Here is a 24,548-nt window from a genome sequence, read left to right as displayed (position 1 = left end):
GCCCGTCACCCCACGCCCCACCGGCCCCGAGCCCGGGACCGAGAGTTCCGAGGGCCCGCCCTCGTCGGCCGTCCCGACCGCAGTGCCGTCGGCGCAACCGAGTCCGTAGGAAACCGAGTCCGTAGTCCGACTTGCCCGCCCGGGCCCCCAGGTGTGCTCTGGAGACAGGGGCGAGGAGAGAGGAGTGCGGTCATGGCTCACGCGGCACCGCGCACCGTACGGACGCACGGCAGCCCCATAAAGCTCGCGCTGAAACTCACCGCACCCGTGCTCGGCGGCATCGTCTACGGCCTGTGGGCCGCGGCGATCGACCGCGAGGCGGGCCCCATCACCGGCTGGAACGTCCTCCTCGGCGTGGCGTCGGGAATTGCCTTCATGGCGTTCTACCTCGGCCTGCGCCTGCTCGCCCCGCACCTGGTGCGCGAGCTGCGCGCCGGCGCGTGGGCAGGGTTCGCGGGCGTCGCGGTCGGCTTTCTCCGCAGCCTCACCGGCGCGAGCGTCCTGCTGGCGGCGGCCATGGGGTTCGTGGCGGCGGTGAGCGTGTTCGCGGTGGTGTTCTACCGCTTCTACACGACGGAGGACTGACCGGAGACTGCGGCGAAACCGCGGCGAAACTGCGGCCAAGAGGACAGGATCTGACCTATACGGTCCCTACCTTTGCGGCATGACTTCAGCCAGGGACCGACGACCGGAGGACCACCCCGCGGCGACCGCGGGACTAGGACAAAATCCCCACGACGTATCCGGTGCCGAAATCTACGATGAGTTTGCTGCCCGGCAGAGGTCTACATCTCAGCGAACACCACATCGCACAGAGCACTCGTAGCGCTCGCAGTGCTCGTAGTCATGCACAGCACTCGTAGAGGACTGGATGGGGCGGACATGAAAAGCGATCACCTAGCCGGGGGGCCGGCCATCGAGACCGCGGGCCTGGTGAAGACCTTCGGCGACAATCGTGCCGTCGACGGCGTGGACCTGCGCATCGAGGCCGGCACGGTGTACGGCCTGCTCGGGCCGAACGGCGCGGGCAAGACGACCACGGTGCGGATGCTGGCGACCCTGCTCCGCCCCGACGGCGGCGAGGCCCACGTCTTCGGCCACGACGTCGTACGGGAGGCGGACGCGGTCCGCAGCCGGGTCAGCCTCACCGGGCAGTACGCCTCGGTCGACGAGGACCTCACCGGCACCGAGAACCTCGTACTCCTGGGCCGCCTGACGGGCCACAGCAAGAAGGCCTCGTACGACCGTGCGGCCCAGCTCCTCAACGCCTTCGGCCTGTCGGAGGCGGCGGGCCGCCAGGTGAAGAACTACTCGGGCGGCATGCGGCGCCGTATCGACATCGCCGCGTCCATCCTCAACACCCCGGACCTGCTGTTCCTGGACGAGCCGACGACGGGCCTGGACCCGCGCAGCCGCAACCAGGTCTGGGAGATCGTACGAGCGGTGGTCGCCCAGGGCACGACGGTCCTCCTCACCACCCAGTACCTGGACGAGGCCGACCAGTTGGCGTCCCGGATCGCCGTCATCGACAAGGGCAAGGTCATCGCCGAGGGCACCAAGGGCGAGCTGAAGGCCTCGGTCGGCGCGGGTGCCGTGCACGTACGGCTGCGGGACGCGCACCAGCGCCCGGACGCCGAGCTGCTGCTGCGCCAGGCCCTCGACGCGGAGATACAGCTGGAGCCGGACCCGGTGGCCCTGACGGCCCGGGTCGGCAGCAACGGCGACGCGAACGGTTGTGGGCCCTCCGAGAAGGCCTCCCGCGCCCTCGCCGAACTCGCCCGCGCGGGGATCATCGTCGACAACTTCTCGCTGGGACAGCCCAGTCTTGACGAGGTGTTCCTGGCCCTCACCGGCAGCCCGACCGACCACGACGAACAGACTCCCGCGCAGCCGAAGGAGGCCACGGCATGAGCACCGCGACCCAGACCACGGAGAGCACGGAACTCACTCCGGTCCGCACCGAGAGCCTGGCCGAACTGCTCGTCGCCCGGGAGCGGCCGCCGCGGCCGAACGCGCTGCAGACGTCGCTGACGTTCGGCTGGCGGGCGATGCTCAAGATCAAGCACGTACCGGAGCAGCTGTTCGATGTGACGGCGTTCCCGATCATGATGGTGCTGATGTACACGTACCTGTTCGGTGGCGCCCTGGCGGGCTCGCCGAGCGAGTACATCCAGTATCTGCTGCCCGGCATCCTCGTGATGTCCGTGACCATGATCACGATGTATACGGGCCTCGCGATCAACATCGACATCGAGAAGGGCGTCTTCGACCGCTTCCGTTCCCTGCCGATCTGGCGGCCGTCGACGATGGTCGGCTATCTGCTCGGTGACGCCTTGCGCTACACGCTCGCGTCGATCGTGATGCTGACGGTCGGCCTGATCATGGGCTTCCGTCCGGACGGCGGCTTCCCCGGCGTGGTGGCGGGCGTGGTGCTGCTGATCGTCTTCTGCTTCGCCTTCTCGTGGGTGTGGACGATGGTCGGTCTGCTGATGCGCACGGAGAAGGGCGTGATGAGCGTCAGCATGATGGTGCTGTTCCCGCTGACCTTCCTCAGCGACATCTTCGTCAAGCCCGAGACGATGCCCGGCTGGCTCCAGGCCTTCGTCAACAACAACCCGATCACGCACGTCGCCTCGGCGGTCCGCGACCTGATGGCCGGCTCCTGGCCGACCGAGGAGATCGCGTGGACGCTGGGCTGGGCCGCGCTGTTCGTGGCGGTCCTCGGCCCGCTGACCATGCGGCTCTACAACCGCAAGTGACCGACGTCCGGGTGTCGGTCCGTCCGGGTGTCCGTCCGGCTCCCCCGGAGTCCCCCGGAAGGACGCAATCAACGTCCGGATGCAGTCACCCCGGCCGTGCCCGATGGCTTCGGGACACGGCCGGGGTCCTTTCTTGAGATGTGCGGAAAGTCATCTCAGCGGTGCTGATCGTCCTCGGCTGCCTCCTCGTGCCGCTGGGCGGGCTTTCGGCGTGGGCCAAGTACGAGATCGGCGACACCAGGAGGTACGTCGCCGCGATGGGACCGCTCGCCGACGGGCGCGACGTACGGGGCGCGATCACGGACACCGTCACCGAAGGGATCATGGCGGAGGTCGAGCCAGGGCCGCTGGAGGGCGAGGTCCGCGCGTTCGTGCGCGAGGCGGTGCGGTCCTTCACCGGCACGCCGGCCTTCCGCGCCGCCTGGGACACCGCGCTCGGGGCCGCGCACGACGCCGTCCTGCGGGCCCTGCGCAGCGACCACGACGACGCGGTCACGCTCGACCTCGCGATCGTCACCCAGCGGCTCAAGGACCGGCTGGCCGACGACCGCGTTCCGCTGGCGCACCGCATCCCCGTCGAGCACACCGAGGTCACCGTCCTCGGGGCCCGGGAAGTGGCCACGCTCCGGAAGGGGTTCCGCATGCTGGATCTCGCGGGTTTCTGGCTCCCGCTGGCGGCGGTCGCGCTGACCGCCGGCGGCATCCTCCTGGCGGTACGCCGCCGCCGCGCGATCATGGCCACCGCTCTGGGTACGGCCCTGGGCGCCGCGCTCCTCGCCCTGGCGACCGCCGTCGGCCGCGCCCTGACCCTCGACGATCTCCCGCCCCACGTCTCCCGCGCCGCGGCGGCCGCGGTCTACGACGCCCTCACGTCCACCCTCCGCACGGCGACCTGGCTCATCCTCGCCCTGAGCCTCACGGTGGCGGCGACGACCTGGCTCACGGACCGCCGCGCGCGACGTCGCGCAGAATCCGCAACGCCTCCTCCAGCACAGGCACCGGAACAGACGCGAGCCCGAGCCTGACGGCGTCCGCCGGGGAGCCGGGTGTCGTGGGCGCCAGAGAGCCGGGCGTGGTGGGGTGCGCGGCTCGGTTGCGCTGGGGTTCCACGGCGAACGCCGGGCCCGGTGTCACCGCCACTCCGTGCGCCGCGGCCGCCGCCGTGAACATGTCCGCGCGCCAGGGCGGGGGCAGCTCCCACCAGGTGTAGTACGCGTACGGATCGGCCCGTACGCCGAATTCGGCCAGCCACTCCTCGACGAGCCGCTGCCGCGTCCGCGCGTCGGCTCGCTTGGCCGCGACGAGCCGCTCGACCGTCCCGCCCTCGATCCACCGCACAGCGGCCTCCATGGCGAACCGCCCCGCCGTCCACCCTCCCGACCGCAGAGCCTCCGCGACCGCCTCCACCCGCCCCTCCGGCACGACGAGAAACCCGACCGTGAGCCCCGGGGCGACGCGCTTGGAAAGGCCGTCGACGACGTACGTCCGCTCCGGGGCGTAGGAGGCGAGGGGAGTGGGGCCCGCCCGGCCGTCCCGCAGAAAGGACCAGATCCGGTCCTCGATGACGGGCAGGCCCAACTCCCTCAGTGCACCGGCGAGTTCACGCCTCCTCCCGTCCCCCATCGTCACGGAGGTGGGATTGTGGAGGGTCGGCTGGACGTAGACGGCGGAGAGCGGCGCGGCGCGGTGGGCGGCGACGAGCCCGTCGGTCCGCATCCCCTCCTCGTCCATCGCGAGCGGTACGAGCGTGATCCCGAGCCGCGCGGCGATCTCCTTGACCAGCGGATACGTCAGCGCCTCCACGCCGACGCGCCCTCCGGGCCGTACGAGCGAGGCGAGGGCGCCCGCGATGGCCTGCCGGGCGTTGCCGGCGAAGAGAACCCGCTGCGGAGGGAGCCGCCACCCCGGACCGCCCAGCAGCCCGGCGACCGCCTCACGCGCGGCGGGTGTCCCCGTGGCGGGTGCCGTACGCGTGACCTCCGCCAGGACGTCGGCCCGCAGCAAGGGCGCGAGCCCGGCGGCCAGCAGCTCCGACTGCCCTTCCGCGAAGGGGTAGTTGAGCTCCAGATTGATACGGGCCCCAGCGGCCTCCCCCTCGGACGCCGACGCGGACTGTGCCTCGGCCTCGGCCTCGATCAGCGCCCGCCCCGACGGCACAGGACCCGCCCGTACGAAGGTCCCGCGTCCCACCTCGCCGACCACCAGCCCCCGCCGCACCAACTCCGCGTAGACGCGCCCTGCCGTGGACCCGGCGATACGCCGCCGACGCGCGAACACCCGTTGCGGCGGCAGCCGTTCGCCGGGCTTCAGCCGACCGGTGAGGATCTCCTCGGCCAGCCGGTCGGCGATCCGCCGATAGTCCTCCACACACACCCCATTCCCCTCGCCCCGGATTGCACCGAGGGCAAAGATTTCATTGCACCGAGCAGTTGATGCCACCTAGGGTCCACTCATGGCACCCTTCCTCGCATACGAGGACAAAGGCCCGAAAGTCTCAACGCCTCTGCCTCTTGTCCTGATCCACGGCCACCCCTTCGACCACACGATGTGGACACCCCAGGTGGCGGCCTTCTCCCCGACCCGCCGAGTGATCGCCCCGGACCTGCGCGGCTACGGCGCGTCGCCGGTCACCCCGGGGGCCGCTCCGGGGGCAGCTCCAGAGGGCATCCCACTCACCCCACTCTCCACGTTCGCCGAGGACATAGCGGCCCTGCTCGACGAGCTGCACGTGGAGCACTTCATCCTCGGCGGCCTGTCGATGGGCGGCCAGATCGTCATGGAGTGCTACCGCCAGTTCCCGGACCGCATCCGGGGCCTGATCCTGGCCGACACGTTCGCCTCCCCGGAGACTCCGGCCGGCAAGAAGTCCCGCAACGAGACGGCGGACCGGCTCCTGAGGGAAGGTATGCGCGGTTACGCGGACGAGGTCCTCCACAAGATGGTCGCGCCGTACGCCGACGCGGACGTGGCCGCCCACGTCCACCGCATGATGACCGCCACGCCTCCCGCGGGCGCGGCAGCGGCCCTGCGGGGGCGGGCGGAACGGCCCGACTACCGCGACCTCCTCACCCGGGTCACGGTTCCGTCGCTGGTGGTGGTGGGCGAGGACGATTCGTACACACCGGTTTCCGACGCGCAGGCGATGCACGACGCACTCCCCGACTCGACGCTCCACGTCATCACCCGCGCGGCCCACATGCCGAACCTGGAACGTCCGGGGGAGTTCAACGAGGCACTGGCGGCTTTCTTGGAGCGGGTCGACGCGTTGGCTTGAGCGGTCAGCGTCCGCAACCCATCGTTCAACGGTCTTGCCGGAAGCGGACTTCGCCGCCGCGGATCTTGCCCACCTCGCCCGCGCTGTCAAGCGCAAGCTCAAGAAGATCCAGTACCGGCCCGACCTGATCGAAGGCTGTCTCGCGGCACCAGCCTGATCATCGAACCGCCACCGGACACCACCAGTTAGTCAGGGGCGATCGGGGACATATCGAGGAGCCGCAGCATCGCGGGGAGCAAGTCGCTCGTCAACGGATCTGGGGTGTCGTCGTCGATCGCGCCCTCCAACGCGAGGCTTGTGTAGCCGTGCACGAGTGACCACACTGCGTAGCTCGGCACCAGCGCAGGGTCCGCATTGTCCGGTAGCTGCGCATCTTGGCCGCGCAGGCCACGGTCCAGGGCGCGGAGTGCCCGGTGCTTCTGCTCGATCAGGTCCGGATCGTTGAAGTCGAACTGGGTCATGCGCCACATGAGGTCGAACAGCGCGCGGTTGTCCCGGGCGAACGCAACATATTCGGCCGAGAGCGCCGCGACCCGCTCCCGCACATCGCGCCCGACGACCTCCACCGCCTCCAGCCGGTCGCAGAGCTGGCGGTAGGCGCGCGTGGCGAGCGCGCCGAGCAGCCCGCGCGCATCGCCGAAGTGGTGCTTGGGAGCGGACTGCGACACTCCCGCTCGCCGCGCGGCCTCGCGCATGCTGAACCCGGCGACACCGCTCTCGGACAGCACTTCCAGTGCGCTGTCGAGCAGCGCCGCGCGCAGATTGCCGTGGTGGTAACGATCGCCGGACCTCGGCTCTTCGGTCATCATCAAGTCCCTATCTTGACAGTGAGTAGACCGCCCGTAAACTGCTCACTGTCAAGATCGGGCGATCAGCTGGGGTAGATATGACAGACACGGTCCTTGTCACGGGTGTCTCGGGGTTCATCGGCGGTCACATAGCGGCAGAGCTTCTGCGGCGCGGATACGCGGTCCGCGGGTCGGTGAGGTCACCGGCCCGCACTGCCGAGGTGCGCGCTGCGCTGGAAGGGGCAGGCGCAGACGACACGTTGTTGGAGGTCCTGCAGCTCGATCTGCTGTCGGACGAGGGATGGGCGGCCGCGACCGCAGGCTGCCGTTTCGTACTGCACGTCGCTTCCCCCTTCGTCACGACGAAGCCGAAGGACCCGGAGGACTTGATCCGCCCCGCCGTACAGGGCACGACGCGGGCAATCGACGCAGCGCTCGATGCAGGCGTGGAGCGCGTGGTCGTCACCTCGTCTCTCGCGGCGGTGCAGTTCGCTCCGGCGCGCAGCGATCACGTCTTCACGGCATCCGACTGGACCCGACTCGACCGCCGCGGCCTCGGTGCCTACGTGGTTTCGAAGGTCCAGGCCGAGCGCGCGGCGTGGGACATCGCCGACCGACGCGGCGTGCGCGACCGGCTCGCCGTCATCAACCCGGGAGCGGTCATCGGGCCCCTCCTCTCCGACGACCCGGGCACCTCGGTCTCGGCGATCCAGCAGATCATGGCCGGCGCGCTGCCGATGGTCCCAGACCTGCGACTCCCGTGGGTACACGTGCGAGACGTCGCCGACGCGCACATCGAGGCGATGACCTCCGAAACGGCGGGGGCGAATCGCACGATCGTCGCGACCGACCCGTCCTCGCTCATCGACGTCGCCGCGGTGCTCCGCGAGAGGCTTCCCGAGGCGAGCGGGAAGATCCCCAGGCGGGCGATGACGACATGGCTTACCTGGGTCGCGAGCGTGTTCGAACCTCAGCTGCGCGACAACCGGTGGCTCATCGGCTCGGCGCAGCGCTTCGACCACAACCCCGCCGAGGCGCTCCTGGGCCGCCCGCTTCACTCGATCCCCGACACGATCGAGGAAACCGGCCGCAGCCTCGCCGAGCGCGGACTCGTCTGAGGCCGGGCTGGAAGCAACGGCAGGTGCGCGCCGGCCCGCACCACAGGAGAACCGCGCCACGTTTCTCACGGCGGCGGCTGCCGGGACCGGCTGGTCGCCTGCGGCGGTGGTCCGCAGTTTTCCCTGGCCGACTTCGCGGCGGTGCTTGGGGCGTGGATCGACGTCGAGGACGAGTCCGGCTTCTCGAAGGAAAAGCCCTGCGCTCACCACCCCGTGTGGAACAGGTGGTTGACCGTCAGTGCAACCATCACCTGGGCAGCCAGCCACCCCCGCTGCCCGCCCCGAGGCAGCAGCGCCGTCGCGGGCAACAGCCAGAAGGCAAAGGGAAGCCAGATGCGTTCCGTCTCCGCCTTGCTCATGCCGGAGAGGTCGGCGGCGAGCACCATGAGGAGCCCGGCCACGACGAGACCGACGAGGCGGTCGGTGGTGGTCGGGACTCCGGCGCGCACCCGACGGCAAGCACCCGGCACGGTGGTCAGCGTCCGCCGCAGCCCCGCCACCGTGGCCGGCCCCACGAGAAGCACCGTGCACGCGAGGTTGGCCCAGACGAAGTACCAGTACGGCCGGAAGCCACCCGCACCCTGGTAGTAGCGCTCGACCAACAGGCGGTATCCCTCCCACCAGTTGAAGCCCGCGAGGGTGAAGGCGACGGGCACGACGGCCACGCCCGCCAGCAGCGGGACGAAGAGGGCCGGTGGCCACTGCCGCCAGGTCAGCAGGAGCACGGTGGCGGCGATGATCGCGAACAGGGTCAGGCCGTACGACAGATAGACGGTGAGGCCGAACAGCAGCCCCGAGGCGAGTGCGACGGCGGCCCGTGCCCGTGTCCGGCCCGTGCCGGTGACCGCCAGCGCCAGCAGCGCCACCGCCCACGCCGCGACCGCCGCGAAGTAACCGTCCGCCGAAGTGCCCACCCAGACCGCCGCCGGAGCCAGGGCGAGGAACGGGGCGGCCCGGCGGGCGAGTGCCTCGTCGGTGAGGGCGCGTACGGCGACGAGGACGGCCGCGGCGGCGGAAGCTCCGACCGTGATGCAGAAGACGCCCGCCCAGCCTCCGCCCCCGAGGCCGATGCGGTCGAGCCAGACGAAGGTGAGTGTCGCGGCCGGCGGATGGCCGGCGGTGTGCGGGGGCCAGTGGTCGGGCGAGTCGATCAGGATGTGCTGCGTGAAGCTCCGCAGGGTCGCCCCGATGTCGTCGAAGCGGTCGATGACCTGGAGGTACTCGTACCTGGTGGTGAGCCGTCGCGCGATGCCGTAGTACCAGCCGTCGATGAGCGCCAGCGACCACGTCCAGGCCATCGCGGTGACCCAGGCCGCCGGGACGAGCGCACGCCAGGGCAGACGGGCCGCGACTCCGGGGCCGTACGCGATCACCGCCACGGCCACCGTGATCGCGGCCGGGGTCCCGGGGCCCACCTGCGGCGACCACCAGGCGTACAGCGGCGCCCAGGCGAGGTGCAGCGTGCCGTCGGAGTTCTCGATGGCGTGGCCGACGACGGCGGCCGTGGCGAAGAGGAGCGCCGCGGCCACGGCGGCGTACAGGTCACGGCGAATGTCCCGGCGCGTGTCGCGGCGAGGGTCCCGGCGGAGATCACGACGGAGGTCATGACGGAGGTCACGGTTCACGGCGGAAACGCTAGGGCGGGACCGCCCCCGCATGGCCCCGGCCAGCGCGGACGTCAGCCTTTCGTCATGAGTCGCGCACCCCTCGGTGGGCCCGCACCGGCCTACCGTCGGGGCATGAGCGAACGGCTCCCCACCTCCCCCGCCTTCTGGCGCAGCCCCCTGCGCGGACCCCGGCTCACCTCGCTGCTCGGCGTCGTGCTGCTCGCCGGGATCACGGTCCTGTTCGTGACGGGCCTCGTGTCGTACGCCGCGTACAACCCGAACCTCTCGCCGGTCAACGACAAGACCCCGGACAAGGGCCTCCTCGGCTTCTACCTGTTCGCCTGGCCCACCGATCCGCCCTGGCTGTACCGCCTCAACCAGGGCGTGCACGTCACGCTCGGCGTCGCCCTGATCCCCATACTCCTCGCGAAGCTGTGGTCGGTCGTGCCGAAGCTCTTCGAGCTGCCGCCCGCGCGCTCGCTCGGCCACGCGCTGGAACGGCTCTCGCTGCTCGTGCTGGTCGCGAGCGCGCTGTTCGAGTTCGTGACGGGAGTGCTGAACGTCCAGCTGGACTACGTCTTCCCCGGCTCCTTCTATCCCCTGCACTTCTACGGCGCCTGGGTGTTCTTCGCCGCCTTCGTCGCGCACACGGCGCTGAAGACGCCGACGGTCCTGCGCAACATCCGCCGCGCACGGGGCGACGAGAAGGAGAAGGAGAAGGGGGAGTTGGTGTCGCCCCGGCCCGATCAGCCCAGCGTCTCCCGGCGCGGGGCGCTCGGACTGGTCGGCGGCTCGTCGCTGTTCCTGCTCGTCACGACCGTGGGGCAGAACTTCGACGGGCCCCTGCGCAGAACGGCGCTTCTCGCGCCGCACGGCGGTTCGGACCCGGGATCAGGACCCGGCGGCTTCCAGATCAACAAGACGGCCGCGGCGGTGGGGATCCGGGCGGGTGAGACGAGCGACGAGGCGTGGCGGCTGGTCGTCGAGGGACGCCACCGCGCAGTCCGCCTCAGCCGAGCCGACCTCGACCAACTGCCCCTGTACAGCGCCGCGTTGCCCATCGCCTGCGTGGAGGGCTGGTCGACGGGCGACCAGTGGTGGCGGGGCGTACGGCTGCGGGATCTGGCGGAGCTGGCGGGGTACGAGCAGGCGCCCGACCTGTTCGTGGAGTCCCTTCAGCGGCGTGGTGCCTTCCGCCGGGCCGCCCTGCGCGACAACCAGGTCAGCGACCCGCGCTCGCTGCTCGCCCTGTACGTCAACGGCGAGCCGCTGACCCCCGACCACGGCTACCCGGCGCGCATCATCGTCCCCGCGGCGCCCGGTGTCCTGAATACCAAGTGGGTGGCCCGGCTGACGTTCGGAGACCTGTGATGCGCGTACGAGACCGATGGCGCCGCTGGTACGGCGAGAGCCCTCTCCAACTCCTGCTCCTCGCCTGCTCGTTCGCGCTCGTCGCGTACGCCGGCGTGCAGCTGCTCGCGGGGGACTGGTGGGGCGTACTGATGTGGATGGTCGGGGCGGCGCTGCTGCACGACCTCGTACTGCTGCCGTTGTACGCCGCTGCCGACCGGGTCGTCCGGACGGCACTCGGGGCGGTCGGCCACCGGGAGTGGATCGCGTTCGTCCGCGTCCCGGCCGTGCTGTCCGGACTCCTCCTGCTGGTGTGGTTCCCGCTGATCAGCGGGCGGGTGGAGCGGCGTTACGAGGCGTCCAGCGGCCTGCCAGGCGATGTGTTCCTGGGCCGCTGGCTGCTGATGACGGCGGTGCTGTTCGGGGCGTCGGCGCTGTGGCTGCTGATCCGTATGGTGCGGGCGCGGCGCAGGGCCACGAAACAGCGGCCTTCCGCCGTCCACTGACCGCCCGTGCGGTCCGTGCGGTCCATACGGTCCGTGCGGTCCGTGTGGTCCGTACGCCAGCCGAGTCGGCGTGCGCGTCGGAGCAGGGCCCGGCTGCCGAGCCGGGCCCAGGGGAAGGGGGTTCCGGCGGCTCCTTGCGCGTCGGTGACGTGTACCTGGACGCGTTCGTCGATGTCCACGGGCGCGGTCTCGGCGATCAACAGGCCGCCGGGCGCGAGGAGTTGGGCCATGCGCCGCAGCAGGGCGTCCGGATCCCCGCCGATCCCGATGTTCCCGTCGATGAGCAGCGCCGTACCCCAGCGCCCCTCCCCCGGCAACGGCTCGAACACCGACCGGCGCAGCGCCTGCCCGCCGAGCTCCACGGTGTGCGCGACGGCCGCCTCGCTGACGTCGATCCCGAGCACGGTGCGCCCCCGTACGGCGAGCGCCGCGACCAGCCGCCCGGGTCCGCACCCGACGTCCAGCACGGCCCCTTCGCACCGCCGCAGCGCGGACAGATCGGCGGCGTCTGCCCGCGCACACCACCGCTCGACCTCCAGCGGGAGCAGCCATCCGTCGGCGCGGCGGAGGAAGAGGGGGCCGCGACCGTTGCGGAGGGCGTCCGCGTACGGGTCGACGCACCACGCGGTCGCCGTGCTCATGGCACTCGCGGTGCTCATGGCACTCGCCGTGCCCATCGCATTCGCCGTGCTCATCGCTCGACGACCGATCGCCCCACGCCCGACGTCAGCCGTTCGAACTCCGCTGCGAATCGCCCGTACTGTCCCTGAGCGGTGGCAAGCTCGGCGACCAGGGAGGCGTCGTACGCCGTGTCGACATCGCGCAGCCGCGGCAGATCGCGTACGCGCAGTCCGGCGGCGGTCAGCCGCGCTCGCTGCACGGCGCCCGTCGTGGCCGTCGACATCGGGACTCCACGCAGCAGCGCGGGGTCGGGCGAGGCGAGCCCCAACGCCCAGAAGCCCCCGTCCTCCGCGGGCCCGAACCACGCGTCGCAGTCCGTGAAGTCGGCCCCGAACGCGAGGAGTTCGGCGGTCACCTGAGGCGTGTCCATCCCGACCAGCAGCGCCGGTCCTTCGCATCCGCCGAAGGCGGCGGCCAGCCGTTCGTCGAGCCCGCCCGCGCACTGCGGGACCACCTCGACGCCGGGCGGCAGCCACGGTCCGGGCTCCCCGTCGAGCACCAGCACCCGCCGGTCCGCGGGCGTCGCGAGCACCGCGCGCAACGTGTCGGCCAGCGCGGCCTCCGCCAGCTCCGCCGCCTGTCGGGGCGTGAACGGCGGGGTGAGCCGGGTCTTCACGCGTCCGGGCCGCGGTTCCTTGGCGATGACGAGAAGGGTGGTCATCGGCGGGCTCCTCCTTGGACGGGGTCTTGGCCGGGTCCATGGCCAGGTGCTTGGACGGGTTCGCGGCCAGGGCCCTGGAAGGTGGCGTACGCCGGCTCCGCCAGCACCCGGCGCATGTCGCGCACCGCGTGCCAGGTCCCGCGCCAGGTGCCGGTGACCTTGGAGGCGCCGGTGCGCGGCAGATACGGGACGTCGTGCTCGGCGATGCGCCAGCCGGCGTCGGCGGCACGGACGACCATCTGCAGGGGGTAGCCGCTGCGCCGGTCCGTGAGGCCGAGGCCGAGCAGGTCCTCGCGGCGGGCGGCGCGGAGAGGGCCGAGGTCGTGCAGGCGTACGCCGGTGCGGCGGCGGAGCATCCGGGAGAGCGCGAGATTGCCCGCGCGGGCGTGCGGCGGCCAGGCGCCCCGGCCCTGCGGGCGCCGCCGCCCGAGCACCAGGTCGGCCTCGCCGTCCCGGATCTCGCGGACGAAGGGCACGAGCAGGGACGGGTCGAGCGAGGCGTCGCAGTCGCAGAAGCACACGATGTCCGCGGTCGCCGCGACGAGCCCCGCATGGCACGCCGCCCCGAAGCCGCGCCGCTCCTCGCGGACGACTCTCGCGCCGAGGTCGCGGGCCACGTCGGCGGAGCCGTCGGTGGACGCGTTGTCCACGACGAGGGCGCGCCAGCCCTCGGGGATGCGGGCCAGCACCCAGGGGAGGGCGGCGGCTTCGTTCAGGCAGGGCAGGACGACATCGACGTCGGGTTTCGTGGTGGGGTTCACGGCTTTCACAGTACGAACGCGAAAAGGGCATTCCGGGCATCGGCTCCTTACGAAACGCGGACGTCGATTCGCCGCGCGGATTCCGTACGGATCTCCCGACGGATCTCCCGGCGGAACTCCTTATGAATCGACGGATCTCCTTACGAATCAAGGACGGTCGAGGTCTGGGGGCCGCCGAGGTACGACATCCGCGCGCCCGCGGTGCGAGGCTGACCTCATGCACCAGCCGCAGCCGCAGCCGCAGCCGTACGACACCCCGGGCGCCCGCGTCCTCGTCGTCGACGACGACCCCACCGTCGCCGAGGTCGTCTCGGGCTACCTCGACCGCGCGGGCTACGTGGTGGATCGGGCCGTCGACGGTCCCGCCGCGCTCGCGCAGGCCGCCGCGCACTGGCCCGACCTGGTCGTACTGGACCTGATGCTGCCCGGCATGGACGGCCTGGAGGTGTGCCGCCGGATGCGCGGTCGGGGTCCCGTACCCGTGATCATGCTGACCGCCCGTGGGGACGAGGACGACCGGATCCTCGGCCTGGAAGTGGGCGCCGACGACTACGTCACGAAGCCCTTCAGTCCCCGCGAGCTGGTCCTGCGCGTCGAGTCCGTCCTGCGCCGCAGCCGGCCCTCCGCCGAGTCACGCGGTCTCCTTGGCGCGGCCGGCCTCACCGTGGACCCGGAGGGCCGTCGCGCCACCAAGGACGGTACGGAACTCGCCCTCACCGTCCGCGAGTTCGACCTCCTCGCCTTCTTCCTGCGGCACCCGGGCCATGCGTACAGCCGTGAGGAGCTGATGCGCGAGGTCTGGGGCTGGGACTTCGGCGACCTCTCCACGGTCACCGTCCACGTACGCCGCCTCCGCGCCAAGATCGAGACCGACCCGGCCCGGCCCGCACTGATCCAGACGGTGTGGGGGGTCGGATACCGCTTCGACACGGCCGGTGCCTCCGACGGCGGGGAGGACTGATCGCCATGGAGGACATACCCCCCATGCAGGACATACTCCTCATCGCCTTCTTCGCCTTCCTCGGAGCGGCGGCCGCCGGACTGTTCGGGGCCCTCACGCTGTGGCTCGTCCGGCGGCGGTCCCTGACCGTCTCGCTGGCCGTGGTCACCGCCGTCGCCGTGACGGCGATGCTCGCCGGAACACTGGCGGTGGCGCAGGCGATGTTCCTGAACGATCACGACCTCGCCGTCGTGACGACGGTCGTCGCGATGGCGGCCGTGGTCTCGCTGGCGACCGCGCTGATCCTGGGCCACTGGGTGGTCGGCCGCAGCCGGGCGCTCACGCTCGCCGCCCGCTCCTTCGGCGACGGCGGTGACTTCGCGGCCCCTGTCGGCCCCGCGACCGCGGAACTCGCCGCGCTGAGCCGGGAGTTGGCGGCCACCAGCGCGAAGCTCGCCGAGTCCCGCGACCGCGAACGCGCCCTGGAGACCTCCCGGCGCGAACTCGTCGCCTGGATCTCGCACGACCTGCGCACCCCGCTGGCCGGGCTGCGCGCGATGTCGGAGGCCCTGGAGGACGGAGTCGCGGCGGAGCCGGAGCGCTATCTGCGGCAGATCCGTACGGAGGTCGAGCGGCTCAACGACATGGTCGGCGACCTGTTCGAGCTGTCACGGATCCATGCGGGCACGCTGGCGCTGAGTCCTGCACGCATGTCGGTGTACGACCTGGTCGGGGACGCGCTCGCGGGGGCGCACGCGCTCGCCCGCGAGCACGGCGTACGGCTGGTCGGCGACGGCATCGAGCCGGTGCCGGTCGAGGTCGACGGCAAGGAGATGAGCCGGGTCCTCGGCAATCTGCTGGTCAACGCGATCCGCCGGACGCCGTCGGACGGGACGGTCGCGGTGGCCGCCCACCGCTCCCCGGAGGGGGTCGTGCTGTCGGTGACGGACGGCTGCGGAGGCATTCCCGAGGAGGACCTCCCCCGCGTCTTCGACACGGGCTGGCGCGGCACCCACGCGCGGACGCCTCCGGCCGGCGCGGGTCTCGGCCTCGCCATCGTGCGCGGCATCGTGGAGGCCCACCAGGGGCACGCCGCCGTACGCAACGTGTCGGGAGGCTGCCGTTTCGAGGTCACGCTGCCGACGGTGGATGCGTGAGCGCTCCGCTTGGTGGCCTGGCGAATGCGGGTTGTTCGTAGGCTGCGGGCCGTCTGTGGCTGGTCGCGCAGTTCCCCGCGCCCCTAAAGGGGGCGCGGGCGCGCCCACAACATCTCCGTACGCGTCCTCTACCGGCTGTGCGCTCAGGCGGGACTGAGTCTGGAGCAGTGGATCATCGAGCAGCGGCTGGAGGGCGCGCGCGCCGCGGTCGCACGGGCCTGGGGCTTCACCGGCCCCAGCCACTTCACCCGCCGCTTCAAGACGGCGTACGGCGTGACGCCCCAGCAGTGGCGCAAGGCGCTGCAACCCCGGCGAATTGCATCTACTGCATCTGATGACCCATCGCCCGGCCTGGCGCCCGGGCAAGAACGCTAGGGTGCTGCTGGTCACCGCACACTTGCCCCGGCTGTTGGGGACCTGACCGATCATTGGGACACCAAGGACATCTCCGACGAGGGGCAGTAATGCTGGAAGAAGCGCTGATGACGCTCTCTGCCACGGGAGGCCTCGCCGTGGTGCAGGCCGCGGGGACGGATGCATGGAGCGGCTTTCGGCAAGCCGCGGCCCGGTGGTTCGGCCGCGGAGACGCAGGGGAGGAAGACACGGCCCTGGCCCGCCTCGACGCCACGGACGCCGCCGTGCGTTCCGCCGGCTCGGGCGAAGTCACCCACAGGCGCCGTGAGCTGGCGGCCGAATGGCAGGCCCGTTTCCTGAACCTGCTCGAGGAGCTTCCGCTGCCGGAAAGGGAGCGTGCGGGGGAGGAGTTGCAGCGAATCCTCGACAGTCACCTCAGGGACTTTCCTGGGTCCGTGACGGCTGGTCAGCGCGGTGTGGCTGCTGGGCGGGACATCAGCATCAGCGCAGAAGGCGGCTCGTTGGCCGCCGCCGAAGTGCACGGAAATGTGAACTTCAATCCCCCTCCCCCGGCCGGTCCGAACCGGGGCTGACCGGACCGGCAGACGCGAACACACCAGCTCACAACACGGGGCAGGCCCAGCGGGACGGTGGGGTGCACGCCGACCACGGCAGCATCGCCTTCGGGCACGCGCGGCACGTCACCATCAACGCCGACACCGCGCAGGGGCGTCGGGTCTACCAGGCCCAACGAGACCAGCACATCACGGAAGTCCACCACCACGTCGCACCCCCGGGCGCGGTAGCCGTCGTCGAGCCGATTGTCTCGGCTGACGAGGCAGTCTCGGACGTCTTCGTCGGACGGAGGGACGAACTCGACTCCCTGTTGGCGGTGTTGACGCCCGAGTCGGAAGCCGCGGGTACGGTCGTGGTCTCCGCCGTCGCCGGTCTCGCCGGGATCGGCAAGACCGCGCTGGCCAAACAGAGTGCGGCAACAGCGGTCGGCCGCGGCTGGTTCCCCGGCGGCGCGGTCTTCGTCGACCTGCACGGTTACGCCCCGGAGCCTGCGGACCGACTGCGGCCTGTCCACGTCTTCGCCCCGATGCTGTATGCCCTTGGCTGGGAGGGAGAGGTGGCCGACTCCGCTGCGGGCCAGGCTGCCCAGTTCCACCGGCTGCTGACTGCCCGGGCCGAGGCGGGCCGGGCAGTCCTCCTCGTTCTCGACAACGCCTCGGTCACCGAGCAGGTGGCTGAGCTGCTGCCGGCAGCACGGCGTCACCGCGTGATCGTCACCTCCCGGCACACCCTCACCCCGCGTGGCTCCCGCCCTCTCGAACTGGGCACCCTGCCACCGGAGCAGAGCGTCGACCTCATCCGGTCCCAGGTCCAGCGGTGGCTCGGCCACGACGACGGGGCACGCCTGGAGCGGGTCCCCGGAAGCCTCGCCCGGCTGGCCGAGCTGTGCGGCAACCTGCCGCTCGCACTGCATATCGTCGCCGCGCTGCTGGTGGGCGACCGCACTCGGCTGCCCAGTGATCTCGCCGACGACCTGACGGCTGCCCGCAGCCGGCTGGACCTCCTCGACGACGGCGACCGCGCGGTACGCGCCGCCTTCGACCTGTCCTACCAGCGCCTCAACGACAACCAGGCCCGGCAGTTCAGGCTGATCCCCCTGAATCCCGGACCCCACCTTTCCTCGACTGCCGCAGCCGCCCTCAGCGGTGTACCGGGGCCCGAGGGGCATCTTCTGATGGAACAGCTCGCCCGCGCCCACCTCGTGGAGCGGGCCGGGGACCGCCGCTGGCGACAGCACGACCTCATCCGCGCCTATGCCGTCGAGCTGCTCGACCAGCATGGTGACGATCAGAAGCCGGTGGTCGAACAGCTGCTGGCGCATTACGTGGTCGCCGCCGAGGCATTGGCACCTGTCGCCGCGGGAGTCGTCGTCCCCGAGTGGGCGACCGTGCAGGAGGCGGAGCAAGAGCACCCCAATTTCATGGCGGCCCTGTCCATGGCTGTGGTGTTCGGCTACCACGATCGTGCGCTCGCCCTGTCCCGGGTGCTCGTGCCCCACTTCGAGCGACATCGTCACTTCGAGGAGTGGGAGTCAGTCAGCGGGTACGCCCTGGACACCGCGCGCGAGGTGCACGACAGGCAGGCGGAGATCTGGGCGCTGACCAGCCTCACCCGTGCCCAACGGGCCGCCGGGCGTGTTGCTGACGCCGACGCAAGCGTGCGCCGGGCCGTTGAGGTCTTCGCCGCCATGGTCGCGTACCAGGAACAGAAATGGCGGGGAATCCAGGCGCCGGGCGCCCAGCGGGAGGGCGGCACGGAGGGTGGTACAGAGGGCGCCACGGAAAGCGTCGTACCGGAGCGCGACGAACTGCGGGACGCTGACACATACGCAGAGGCGCTTGGCGGGCTCCTCGAAGACCCGGCCGAGCGGAGGAGGCTCTGGGACCTGCTGCTCCGACTGGCGGAGATCGCCCTGACGGCGGGCGCGGGCGACGTGTCGGACGAGTGCTGCCGGACCGCGCTCGATGCCTGCAGACGCGACGGGCACCAGCTCGGTGAGGCCCGGGCTCTGGCCCTTCTCGGCACACTCAGCTTCCGTGCCCTCAACGACACGGAGGGGGCGTTCTCCGCCATCGACGCGGCACTCACCCTCTGCCGTGAGCAGCACCCGGAGGTGGCAGGCGGCATCCTGGTCCGGCTGGCCGCGCTCCACAACGCGACTGCTCAGCCGCACGCGGCATTTGAGGCCGGTCTGGAAGCCGTACGCCTGATGGAGTCGGCCGGTGAGGATCCGGCGCGTGGGGCGCACCGCAGCCACCTCGGCCTCGCACACGTGGAGATGAGCATCGCCCTGGCGGCCACCCTGCGGTTCGAAGAAGCGTTCACGCACGCCGAACGAGCGCTGCAGCTCTGCCTCCTGGCACAGGACGCGGACGGCGAGGCGCTGGCACTGATGCACAGCGGTATCGCAGCTACCTACCTGCGGGAATGGCACACGGCCTACGAGCGCCTCAGTCAGGCCACCAGGCTGCCGCTGGCCCGCCGGGACCGTCGCCTGACGGGCCAGCTTTCCCGATACCTGACGACCGCCCAGAGTCAGATTGCGAACACGCACCCGTCCACCGCAGACAGGACGCCCTTCTGGCGCCGTCGACCACGTCGGCCTGACGGCAACGGCATATGAGCGGGCGTGTCTCAGGGGCGCGATGGCGCAGGTGAGTCCTCTGAGTCCTCTGAGTTCCAAGGTGCCGCAGGTAGTCGGATTCTGAACCAGGCGCCGCCGTCCGACGGTTCGAGGGTTGCCGAGCCGCCGTGGGCCGTGGTGATCGCCGCGACGACGCTGAGGCCGAGGCCGGTGCCGGAGGCGGCGGTGCCCACGTCTCCTCGTACGAAGGGATCGAAGACCTGGGCGCGCAGTTCGGGCGGCACGCCCGGTCCGTCGTCCTTCACCTCCAGGACCCGGTAGCCGTCCTCCGTGCCCACGGCCAGGGTGGTCGAGGTGCCGACGGGTGTGTGCCTACGGGCGTTGGCCAACAGGTTGGCGACCACCTGATGGAGCCGCTGCGGGTCACCGCGGACGATGTGGTCGCCGGGCGCGACGAGGAGCCGTACCGGATGGCCGGGATGGCAGTCGCGGGCGGACGCGACCGCTTCGCGGCACAGCTCCGCCAGGTCCACCCGGCGGCGCCGGAGCGCCCGGCCGAGGTCGTGGCGGGACAGCAGGACCAGCTCGTCGATGAGCGAGTCCATGCGCTCGATCTCGTCGTGCACCCGCCCGAGCGCTTCGGTGCGCATGTGCTCGTGCGAGCGGTCGTCGACGAGGGCGAGCTGGGTGTAACCGGAGATGGTGGTCAGCGGGTTGCGCAGTTCGTGCCCCGCGGTGACCAGGAACTGCCGCAGCCGCAGCTCCGAGTCCTCCCACCGCCTCGCCTCCCGCCGGTGCACCCACAGCACACCGGCCGGCGTGGCAGCGAGCAGCAGCGCGACCCCGAACTGGATCCAGAGCCCGACGGTCAGGTCGTGCACAGCAGATAGCCCACACCGCGGACGGTACGGATGAGTGACTGGTCCCCGTCGCCCAGCTTCCGCCGCAGGTAGTAGACGTACGTGTCCACGATGCCGGAACCCTCGTCGCGGTGGTTCCAGACGCGCTCCTGGATCTGCGGGCGGGTCAGCACCCGCCCGGCGTTCTCCATCAGATAGCGCAGCAGGGAGAACTCGGTGTGGGTGAGTCCGACGGGCTGCCCGGCCGCCCACACCTGGTGGCTGTCGGGATCGAGTTGTACGTGACCGGCACTCAACTGGCTGTGCTGCGCGGGCCGTTCGGACGCGGGCCGTTCGGAGGTGCGGCGCAGCAGGGCGCGGATACGGGCCACCACCTCCTTCAGCTCGAACGGCTTGGTGACGAAGTCGTCGCCGCCCAGGTCGAGGCCGCGCACCCGGTCGTCGACGTCGGTGCGCCCGGTGAGGAACAACACGGGCACGTTCAGGCCCCGTTCGCGCAGGCTTCTGCAGACCTCGAAGCCGTCGAGGTCGGGGAGGTTGACGTCGAGCAGTACGAGATCGGGGGCGCGGCGGGTGACGGCCCGCAGGGCCTGGTGGCCGGTGGCGGCGCAGGTCACCTCGAAGCCGACGAATTCCAGGGCCATCGTGAGCATGTCGCGAACGCCGTCCTCGTCGTCCACCACGAGGAGACGGCCGGTGGCGGGGACAGGGTGAGTCATGTCCTGTTCCTTTGCTGGCCTTGATACTTCAAGTTTCACAGGCGCATCCATCGTCACACGTACCCACAGGTAGGGTGACGGGCTTCCTCCGCTTGCCCGATGTATCCCCGATGTATCCCTGGCATCCCCGTAGCCCCGCTTTGCACGCGCAGCGGTTACGGTGCTGACGTGCTGAACGATGGGGAGGGGGCGGGAACGATGCCAGGAACCGTGCTGTTGCTCGCGGCTTCGCCGGTGGGCAAGGGCTGTCTGGTGGACGCGACGTCGGTGCTTCCCGTGCTCGCGGCGGTGGCGCCCGCGGTGCTCTCCGGGACGGACACCGCGAACGTCGTCGAACTGGCCGACCCGTTGGAGCCCCAGGCGGTCCTGACCCGGCTGCGCGCCGCCGCGACGGCCGTCGGCCCGCTCACGGTCTTCGTCACCGGCCAGCTCCAACTCGACCGCCGCCAGCGGCTTCCGCACCTGGCCCTGGCCCGTACGACCCCGTCGACCGTCCGTTACACCGGCTTCCCCTGGCACTGGGTCCGCGAGGAACTGCGGCTGCGCGCGCCGGGCAGCACGACGGTGTTCGTCGACCTGCACGCCGACGCGGAGACCTGGCAGCACCTCGTCAGCCGGCCGCTCGACGTGGGGCCGGGGGTCCGGCTGTACGGGCGCGTCGCCCCGCCTCCGCCTCGGCGGACGCTCGCGGTGCCGACGTACATGAAGTCCCTCGCCACGATTCTGCGCAGCGGTCACCGTCCGCTGCCGGCGCAGTTGCATCAGCAGGCGTTGACGCGGGCGTCGGGGGAGGAGCTGGAGGGGGCTCGCCGGGCTCAGCGGGCTCAGCGGGACATCGTGCTGGCGGTGGACTCCACGCCTGCGCCTTTTGTACCCGCGCCCTTCACGCCCGCCGCCTCCCCGCCCGTGATGCCCGCGTCCGGCGACCCGCACGCCGAGATCGCCTCCGCCGTGGAGGCCGGGCGGCACGGTGAGGCTGCCGAGTTGGCTGCGCGGTGGGAGCAGGACGCGTTGCGTACGTACGGGCCCGGTTCCGACGAGGTCGTCCACTGGATGGAAGTACGGGCTGATCTGGCCATGTTCGCCGGTGACGCCGCTCTCAGCTGCCGTACCTGGCTGGCTGTGGCCGGTGTGCGGCTCGGTGCGGGGCAGTCCGCGGAGGACTCCGCCGTCGAGGCTGCCGTCGATCGGGCGCACCACCAGTGGGGGCGTATCGCTGATGCCGGGCCCGCTCGTGAACTGGGGGCTGCCCTGGTCGAGTTGCGGCGGCGTGTGCCGGGGCGGCGTGAGGGTGCGCTTCAGCATGTTCAGCAGCGGTTGGAGTGGCTTCGGGGTGCTCAGCGGGTGGGCTGAGCGGGGGGTTTCTTTCCCCAGCCCCGCCCCTTCCCGAAACTGGGGGCTGCGCCCCCAGGCCCCCCTTGTGACGTCGCATCTCGGCTGGCGGTCCGTTGTGGCTGGGCGCGCAGTTCCCCGCGCCCCTGAAGGGGCCCGTTGTGCAACCCCTTGGTTGCGTGTGCGGCGTTGATGTGCAACCTTTGGGTTGCGCTCAATGAGGGGAGCTCTCATGACCACCAACACGACCTTGCCGCCCCGGATCAGCGGCAGGCAGCGGTTGATTCTGTTCGTTCTGCTGGGTGCCGGGTTCATGCTGTCCGTCGACTTCTCGATTCTGAATGTTGCGTTGCCGCAGGTCGGAGCCGGTGTCGGGTTGGGGTTGGACGGGCTTCCGTGGGTCACCTCCGCCTACGCGCTGCCCGCCGCCGGCTTCGCCCTGGTGTTCGGGAGGATGGCGGACCTGTTCGGGCGCCGCAGGCTGTTTCTGTCCGGCATGGTCCTGTTGACCGGGGCCTCGTTGCTCGGCGGCTTCGCGACCAGTCCCGAGATGCTGCTGACCGCCCGGGCGCTGCAGGGCTTCGCCACCGCGATGACGATCCCCGCGGGACTGTCCCTGCTCACCACCACCTTCGCGGAGGGCGCGATACGCGACCGCGTCCTCGGCCTCAACGGCGCACTGCTCTCCGCCGGGTTCACCGTCGGCGCGCTGGTCGGCGGCACCCTCGTCAGCCTGCTGAGCTGGCGCGCCGCCTTCTTCATCAACGTCCCGGTCGCCGTCGTCATCCTCCTGATCACCCCCGCTCTGATCAGTGAGAGCAGGATGCCCGACCGGGTCAGGCTTGACCTTCCCGGAGCGGTGACCGTGACCGGCGGTCTGCTGGCCGTGATCTACGCGATCATCGAGAAGAACCTGCCCTCCGCTGTCGTCGGCGTGCTGCTGCTGGCCGCGTTCTGGGTGATCGAGCTGCGTTCAGCCGCGCCGCTCGCCCCCGTACGCATCCTGAGGCGGCCCACGGTGAAGTGGGGCAACTACGCCGGGCTCGTGATCTTCACCATGGAGCCCGCCATGATCTTCCTGACGACGCTCTATCTGCAGAACACCCTGGACTTCTCCCCGCTGACCACCGGCCTGATCTTCGGCGTCCCGGGCCTCGCGGCCGTGGCCGCCGGAGTGATCGCCGGGCGCTTCATCGGGCGCTTCGGCACCCGCAAGGTCCTGACCGTGGGCCTGTCCGTACAGGGCCTGTCGACCCTTCCCCTGGTGTTCCTCGGCGCCGACCGGATGTGGCTGGCGGTTCTGATCCCCGCGCTGTTCATCGGGTTCTTCGGGCACGTGACCTCCATCGTGGCGTACACGGTGACCGGGACCTCGGGTCTGCCGGACGAGGAGCAGGGCCTGGCCACGGGCCTGACCTCGATGACCCAGCAGGTGGCCATCACCGTCGGCATCCCGGTCCTGAGCGCCGTCGCCGCGACGCAGACCGTGGAACTGACCGGCATCCACCTCGCGCTGAGCGTGAACGTGGCCGTGACGCTCGTCAGCGTGGTCTTCATCTGGTTCGGGCTGCGTCCGCGCGGCGGGGGTAGCCGGGGAAGCGCGGCAGTTTCCGCCGTACCGATTCCAAAGGAGGTCGAGGTCGGTCAACACCTTCGTTGAGTCAACACATGACTTTGGAGGACACCATGAGCGACCTCTCCGACCGGACCACCATCGTCGTCGGTGCCAGCCGCGGCCTCGGGCGCGGGATCGCCACCGCCTTCGCCGAGGCCGGCGCCCCGGTGGTCGCCGTGTCCCGCACCGCGACCGCGTTTCCGGAGCCGGCGGACGGCACCGGCAGCATTCAGCCGGAGATCGCCGATGCCGGTGACGCCACGGTCGTAGCCGACCTCATCGACCGCTACGCGCCGGGGACCGTCGTCCTGGTGGCGGGCGCGAGCCCGCACATGCGTCCGCTTCAGCAGCAGACGTGGGAGACGTTCTCGGTCAACTGGCAGACCGACGTCCAGATCACGTTCCACTGGCTGCGCGGGGCTCTGCTCACGCCGCTGCGGCCCGGCAGCAGGGTGATCGTGATCAGCAGCGGTGCCGCCCTGAACCCGAACGGGTCACCGCTCAGCGGCGGGTACGCAGGGGCCAAGGCCACCCAGCGCTGCATGGCGGCCTACGCGCAGGACGAGGCCGAGCGCGCCGGTCTGGACATCAGGTTCACCACGGTGCTGCCCTGGTTCGCACCGGTTACCGGCGTCGGCCGCCTGGCGGTCCAGGCGTACGCGGCTCGCGCCGGGCGGTCCGTGGAGGACTTCCTCGACAGCCAGCCCTTCACGCCGGTCACCCCGGAGAGCGCCGGCACCGCCCTCGTCGAGCTGGTACGAGCGGACTCCTCGAAGCCGGAGCCCGCTTACACGCTGACCGGCGCCGGTCTGCAACAGCTCCCCTGACCCGGCCGGCGTGCCAGCGTTCACGAGTACGGCGGCGGGACCGCGTCAGCGCCCGCCGCCGTCGCGAACTCCCGCATCC

At 71.1% G+C, this 24,548-nt stretch carries 24 protein-coding genes and 1 pseudogene; 17 read left to right on the top strand and 8 right to left on the bottom strand.

The genetic code is table 11. From position 1 onward, the window contains the following. Positions 1-192: 192 nt before the first annotated feature. The 4 genes from G5C60_RS35935 (at position 193) to G5C60_RS35920 (ending at position 3,784) form a co-directional block, all read left to right on the top strand. Entirely contained in the window at positions 193-585 is a 393-nt protein-coding gene (locus G5C60_RS35935) for a hypothetical protein (RefSeq protein ID WP_241267323.1), read from the top strand. Positions 586-882: 297 nt separating this feature from the next. Further along, the gene (locus tag G5C60_RS35930) at positions 883-1,911 is read left to right on the top strand and encodes an ATP-binding cassette domain-containing protein (protein ID WP_165265694.1); all 1,029 of its coding nucleotides are present in this window, start codon (positions 883-885) and stop codon (positions 1,909-1,911) included. Beyond that, positions 1,908-2,759 carry an ABC transporter permease gene (locus G5C60_RS35925; protein ID WP_165265692.1) on the top strand — a complete coding sequence of 284 codons (852 nt, stop codon included), beginning with the start codon at positions 1,908-1,910 and terminating at the stop codon, positions 2,757-2,759. Before G5C60_RS35930 ends, G5C60_RS35925 begins: the two co-directional genes overlap by 4 nt. Positions 2,760-2,899: 140 nt before the next feature. After that, entirely contained in the window at positions 2,900-3,784 is an 885-nt protein-coding gene (locus G5C60_RS35920; protein WP_165265690.1) for a hypothetical protein, read from the top strand. Here the strand turns inward: G5C60_RS35920 and G5C60_RS35915 are convergent. After that, positions 3,699-5,126 carry an aminotransferase class I/II-fold pyridoxal phosphate-dependent enzyme gene (locus tag G5C60_RS35915; RefSeq protein ID WP_165265679.1) on the bottom strand — a complete coding sequence of 476 codons (1,428 nt, stop codon included), beginning with the start codon at positions 5,124-5,126 and terminating at the stop codon, positions 3,699-3,701. The genes G5C60_RS35920 and G5C60_RS35915 overlap by 86 nt on opposite strands. An 85-nt stretch (positions 5,127-5,211) precedes the next feature. Here G5C60_RS35915 and G5C60_RS35910 point away from each other — a divergent pair, with 85 nt between their 5' ends. Then, complete coding sequence (locus G5C60_RS35910; RefSeq protein WP_165265677.1) at positions 5,212-6,033, top strand: alpha/beta fold hydrolase; 822 nt, start codon at positions 5,212-5,214, stop codon at positions 6,031-6,033. A gap of 34 nt (positions 6,034-6,067) precedes the next feature. Beyond that, positions 6,068-6,190, top strand: a complete 123-nt coding sequence (locus tag G5C60_RS53330; protein WP_277611426.1) for a hypothetical protein — start codon at positions 6,068-6,070, stop codon at positions 6,188-6,190. A gap of 28 nt (positions 6,191-6,218) precedes the next feature. Here the strand turns inward: G5C60_RS53330 and G5C60_RS35905 are convergent, their stop codons facing one another. Next, positions 6,219-6,842, bottom strand: a complete 624-nt coding sequence (locus G5C60_RS35905) for a TetR/AcrR family transcriptional regulator (RefSeq protein ID WP_241267326.1) — start codon at positions 6,840-6,842, stop codon at positions 6,219-6,221. A 77-nt stretch (positions 6,843-6,919) separates the two neighbouring features. On the opposite strand from G5C60_RS35905, the gene G5C60_RS35900 reads away from it, so the two are divergent. After that, complete coding sequence (locus tag G5C60_RS35900) at positions 6,920-7,939, top strand: NAD-dependent epimerase/dehydratase family protein (RefSeq protein ID WP_165265673.1); 1,020 nt, start codon at positions 6,920-6,922, stop codon at positions 7,937-7,939. 203 nt (positions 7,940-8,142) lie between these two features. Here G5C60_RS35900 and G5C60_RS35895 read toward each other — a convergent pair whose 3' ends face one another. Next, positions 8,143-9,564 (bottom strand): hypothetical protein, encoded by a 1,422-nt coding sequence (locus G5C60_RS35895; protein ID WP_420907443.1) that lies wholly within the window; start codon positions 9,562-9,564, stop codon positions 8,143-8,145. 114 nt (positions 9,565-9,678) lie between these two features. On the opposite strand from G5C60_RS35895, the gene G5C60_RS35890 reads away from it, so the two are divergent. Together G5C60_RS35890 and G5C60_RS54330 are read left to right on the top strand one after the other, a co-directional pair. Further along, the gene (locus G5C60_RS35890) at positions 9,679-10,917 is read left to right on the top strand and encodes a molybdopterin-dependent oxidoreductase (RefSeq protein WP_165265671.1); all 1,239 of its coding nucleotides are present in this window, start codon (positions 9,679-9,681) and stop codon (positions 10,915-10,917) included. Continuing rightward, positions 10,917-11,402 carry a hypothetical protein gene (locus G5C60_RS54330; protein WP_241267322.1) on the top strand — a complete coding sequence of 162 codons (486 nt, stop codon included), beginning with the start codon at positions 10,917-10,919 and terminating at the stop codon, positions 11,400-11,402. The genes G5C60_RS35890 and G5C60_RS54330 overlap by 1 nt, the downstream gene beginning before the upstream one ends. Positions 11,403-11,629: 227 nt before the next feature. Here G5C60_RS54330 and G5C60_RS54325 read toward each other — a convergent pair. The 3 genes and pseudogenes from G5C60_RS54325 to G5C60_RS35880 form a co-directional block, all read right to left on the bottom strand. Further along, a pseudogene (locus G5C60_RS54325) lies at positions 11,630-12,043 on the bottom strand (class I SAM-dependent methyltransferase); the annotation flags it as partial. 50 nt (positions 12,044-12,093) lie between these two features. Then, positions 12,094-12,744 (bottom strand): TIGR04282 family arsenosugar biosynthesis glycosyltransferase, encoded by a 651-nt coding sequence (locus tag G5C60_RS52530; protein WP_241267321.1) that lies wholly within the window; start codon positions 12,742-12,744, stop codon positions 12,094-12,096. Further along, the gene (locus G5C60_RS35880; protein ID WP_338146030.1) at positions 12,741-13,505 is read right to left on the bottom strand and encodes a glycosyltransferase family 2 protein; all 765 of its coding nucleotides are present in this window, start codon (positions 13,503-13,505) and stop codon (positions 12,741-12,743) included. Before G5C60_RS35880 ends, G5C60_RS52530 begins: the two co-directional genes overlap by 4 nt. A 217-nt stretch (positions 13,506-13,722) precedes the next feature. Between G5C60_RS35880 and G5C60_RS35875 the strand changes: the two genes are divergently transcribed. From G5C60_RS35875 to G5C60_RS35855, 5 genes are all read left to right on the top strand, one after another. After that, complete coding sequence (locus G5C60_RS35875) at positions 13,723-14,466, top strand: response regulator transcription factor (protein WP_165265665.1); 744 nt, start codon at positions 13,723-13,725, stop codon at positions 14,464-14,466. A gap of 23 nt (positions 14,467-14,489) precedes the next feature. Continuing rightward, a complete protein-coding gene (locus G5C60_RS35870) occupies positions 14,490-15,602 on the top strand; it encodes a sensor histidine kinase (protein ID WP_165265704.1) in 1,113 nt (370 codons plus the stop codon). Between the two features lie 111 nt (positions 15,603-15,713). Continuing rightward, positions 15,714-15,977: a helix-turn-helix domain-containing protein gene (locus G5C60_RS35865; protein WP_165265702.1), complete on the top strand. Its 264-nt coding sequence runs from the start codon at positions 15,714-15,716 to the stop codon at positions 15,975-15,977. A gap of 89 nt (positions 15,978-16,066) precedes the next feature. Further along, positions 16,067-16,549 carry a hypothetical protein gene (locus G5C60_RS35860; protein WP_165265663.1) on the top strand — a complete coding sequence of 161 codons (483 nt, stop codon included), beginning with the start codon at positions 16,067-16,069 and terminating at the stop codon, positions 16,547-16,549. A gap of 62 nt (positions 16,550-16,611) precedes the next feature. After that, on the top strand, positions 16,612-19,155 hold the full coding sequence (locus G5C60_RS35855) for an NB-ARC domain-containing protein (RefSeq protein WP_165265661.1): 2,544 nt from the start codon (positions 16,612-16,614) through the stop codon (positions 19,153-19,155). A gap of 11 nt (positions 19,156-19,166) precedes the next feature. On the opposite strand, the gene G5C60_RS35850 is transcribed toward G5C60_RS35855, so the two are convergent. Next, positions 19,167-19,997 carry an ATP-binding protein gene (locus tag G5C60_RS35850; protein ID WP_165265658.1) on the bottom strand — a complete coding sequence of 277 codons (831 nt, stop codon included), beginning with the start codon at positions 19,995-19,997 and terminating at the stop codon, positions 19,167-19,169. Continuing rightward, the gene (locus tag G5C60_RS35845) at positions 19,985-20,695 is read right to left on the bottom strand and encodes a response regulator transcription factor (RefSeq protein ID WP_206440394.1); all 711 of its coding nucleotides are present in this window, start codon (positions 20,693-20,695) and stop codon (positions 19,985-19,987) included. The genes G5C60_RS35850 and G5C60_RS35845 overlap by 13 nt, the downstream gene beginning before the upstream one ends. A 198-nt stretch (positions 20,696-20,893) precedes the next feature. On the opposite strand from G5C60_RS35845, the gene G5C60_RS35840 reads away from it, so the two are divergent. The 3 genes from G5C60_RS35840 to G5C60_RS35830 all read left to right on the top strand — a co-directional run bounded on the left by G5C60_RS35840 (position 20,894) and on the right by G5C60_RS35830 (position 24,469). Next, a complete protein-coding gene (locus tag G5C60_RS35840; protein WP_165265698.1) occupies positions 20,894-22,048 on the top strand; it encodes a hypothetical protein in 1,155 nt (384 codons plus the stop codon). 211 nt (positions 22,049-22,259) lie between these two features. After that, the gene (locus G5C60_RS35835; protein WP_241267320.1) at positions 22,260-23,687 is read left to right on the top strand and encodes an MFS transporter; all 1,428 of its coding nucleotides are present in this window, start codon (positions 22,260-22,262) and stop codon (positions 23,685-23,687) included. Positions 23,688-23,695: 8 nt separating this feature from the next. Next, positions 23,696-24,469: an SDR family oxidoreductase gene (locus G5C60_RS35830; RefSeq protein WP_241267319.1), complete on the top strand. Its 774-nt coding sequence runs from the start codon at positions 23,696-23,698 to the stop codon at positions 24,467-24,469. Positions 24,470-24,548 lie beyond the last annotated feature (79 nt).

Source organism: Streptomyces scabichelini (assembly GCF_011045015.1).
GTDB classification, from domain to species: Bacteria; Actinomycetota; Actinomycetes; order Streptomycetales; family Streptomycetaceae; genus Streptomyces; species Streptomyces scabichelini.
This window is presented reverse-complemented; position numbering and strand designations above follow the sequence as displayed.

Excerpts from the sequence above, each read along its gene's own strand:
- G5C60_RS35890 (WP_165265671.1), top strand. The coding sequence starts at position 9,679 with ATGAGCGAACGGCTCCCCACCTCCCCCGCCTTCTGGCGCAGCCCCCTG.
- G5C60_RS35935 (WP_241267323.1), top strand. The coding sequence starts at position 193 with ATGGCTCACGCGGCACCGCGCACCGTACGGACGCACGGCAGCCCCATA.
- G5C60_RS35845 (WP_206440394.1), bottom strand. The coding sequence starts at position 20,695 with ATGACTCACCCTGTCCCCGCCACCGGCCGTCTCCTCGTGGTGGACGAC.
- G5C60_RS35870 (WP_165265704.1), top strand. The coding sequence starts at position 14,490 with ATGCAGGACATACTCCTCATCGCCTTCTTCGCCTTCCTCGGAGCGGCG.
- G5C60_RS35840 (WP_165265698.1), top strand. The coding sequence starts at position 20,894 with ATGCCAGGAACCGTGCTGTTGCTCGCGGCTTCGCCGGTGGGCAAGGGC.
- G5C60_RS54330 (WP_241267322.1), top strand. The coding sequence starts at position 10,917 with ATGCGCGTACGAGACCGATGGCGCCGCTGGTACGGCGAGAGCCCTCTC.
- G5C60_RS35900 (WP_165265673.1), top strand. The coding sequence starts at position 6,920 with ATGACAGACACGGTCCTTGTCACGGGTGTCTCGGGGTTCATCGGCGGT.
- G5C60_RS52530 (WP_241267321.1), bottom strand. The coding sequence starts at position 12,744 with ATGACCACCCTTCTCGTCATCGCCAAGGAACCGCGGCCCGGACGCGTG.
- G5C60_RS35910 (WP_165265677.1), top strand. The coding sequence starts at position 5,212 with ATGGCACCCTTCCTCGCATACGAGGACAAAGGCCCGAAAGTCTCAACG.
- G5C60_RS35925 (WP_165265692.1), top strand. The coding sequence starts at position 1,908 with ATGAGCACCGCGACCCAGACCACGGAGAGCACGGAACTCACTCCGGTC.
- G5C60_RS35830 (WP_241267319.1), top strand. The coding sequence starts at position 23,696 with ATGACTTTGGAGGACACCATGAGCGACCTCTCCGACCGGACCACCATC.
- G5C60_RS35860 (WP_165265663.1), top strand. The coding sequence starts at position 16,067 with ATGCTGGAAGAAGCGCTGATGACGCTCTCTGCCACGGGAGGCCTCGCC.
- G5C60_RS35875 (WP_165265665.1), top strand. The coding sequence starts at position 13,723 with ATGCACCAGCCGCAGCCGCAGCCGCAGCCGTACGACACCCCGGGCGCC.
- G5C60_RS35835 (WP_241267320.1), top strand. The coding sequence starts at position 22,260 with ATGACCACCAACACGACCTTGCCGCCCCGGATCAGCGGCAGGCAGCGG.
- G5C60_RS35905 (WP_241267326.1), bottom strand. The coding sequence starts at position 6,842 with ATGATGACCGAAGAGCCGAGGTCCGGCGATCGTTACCACCACGGCAAT.
- G5C60_RS35930 (WP_165265694.1), top strand. The coding sequence starts at position 883 with ATGAAAAGCGATCACCTAGCCGGGGGGCCGGCCATCGAGACCGCGGGC.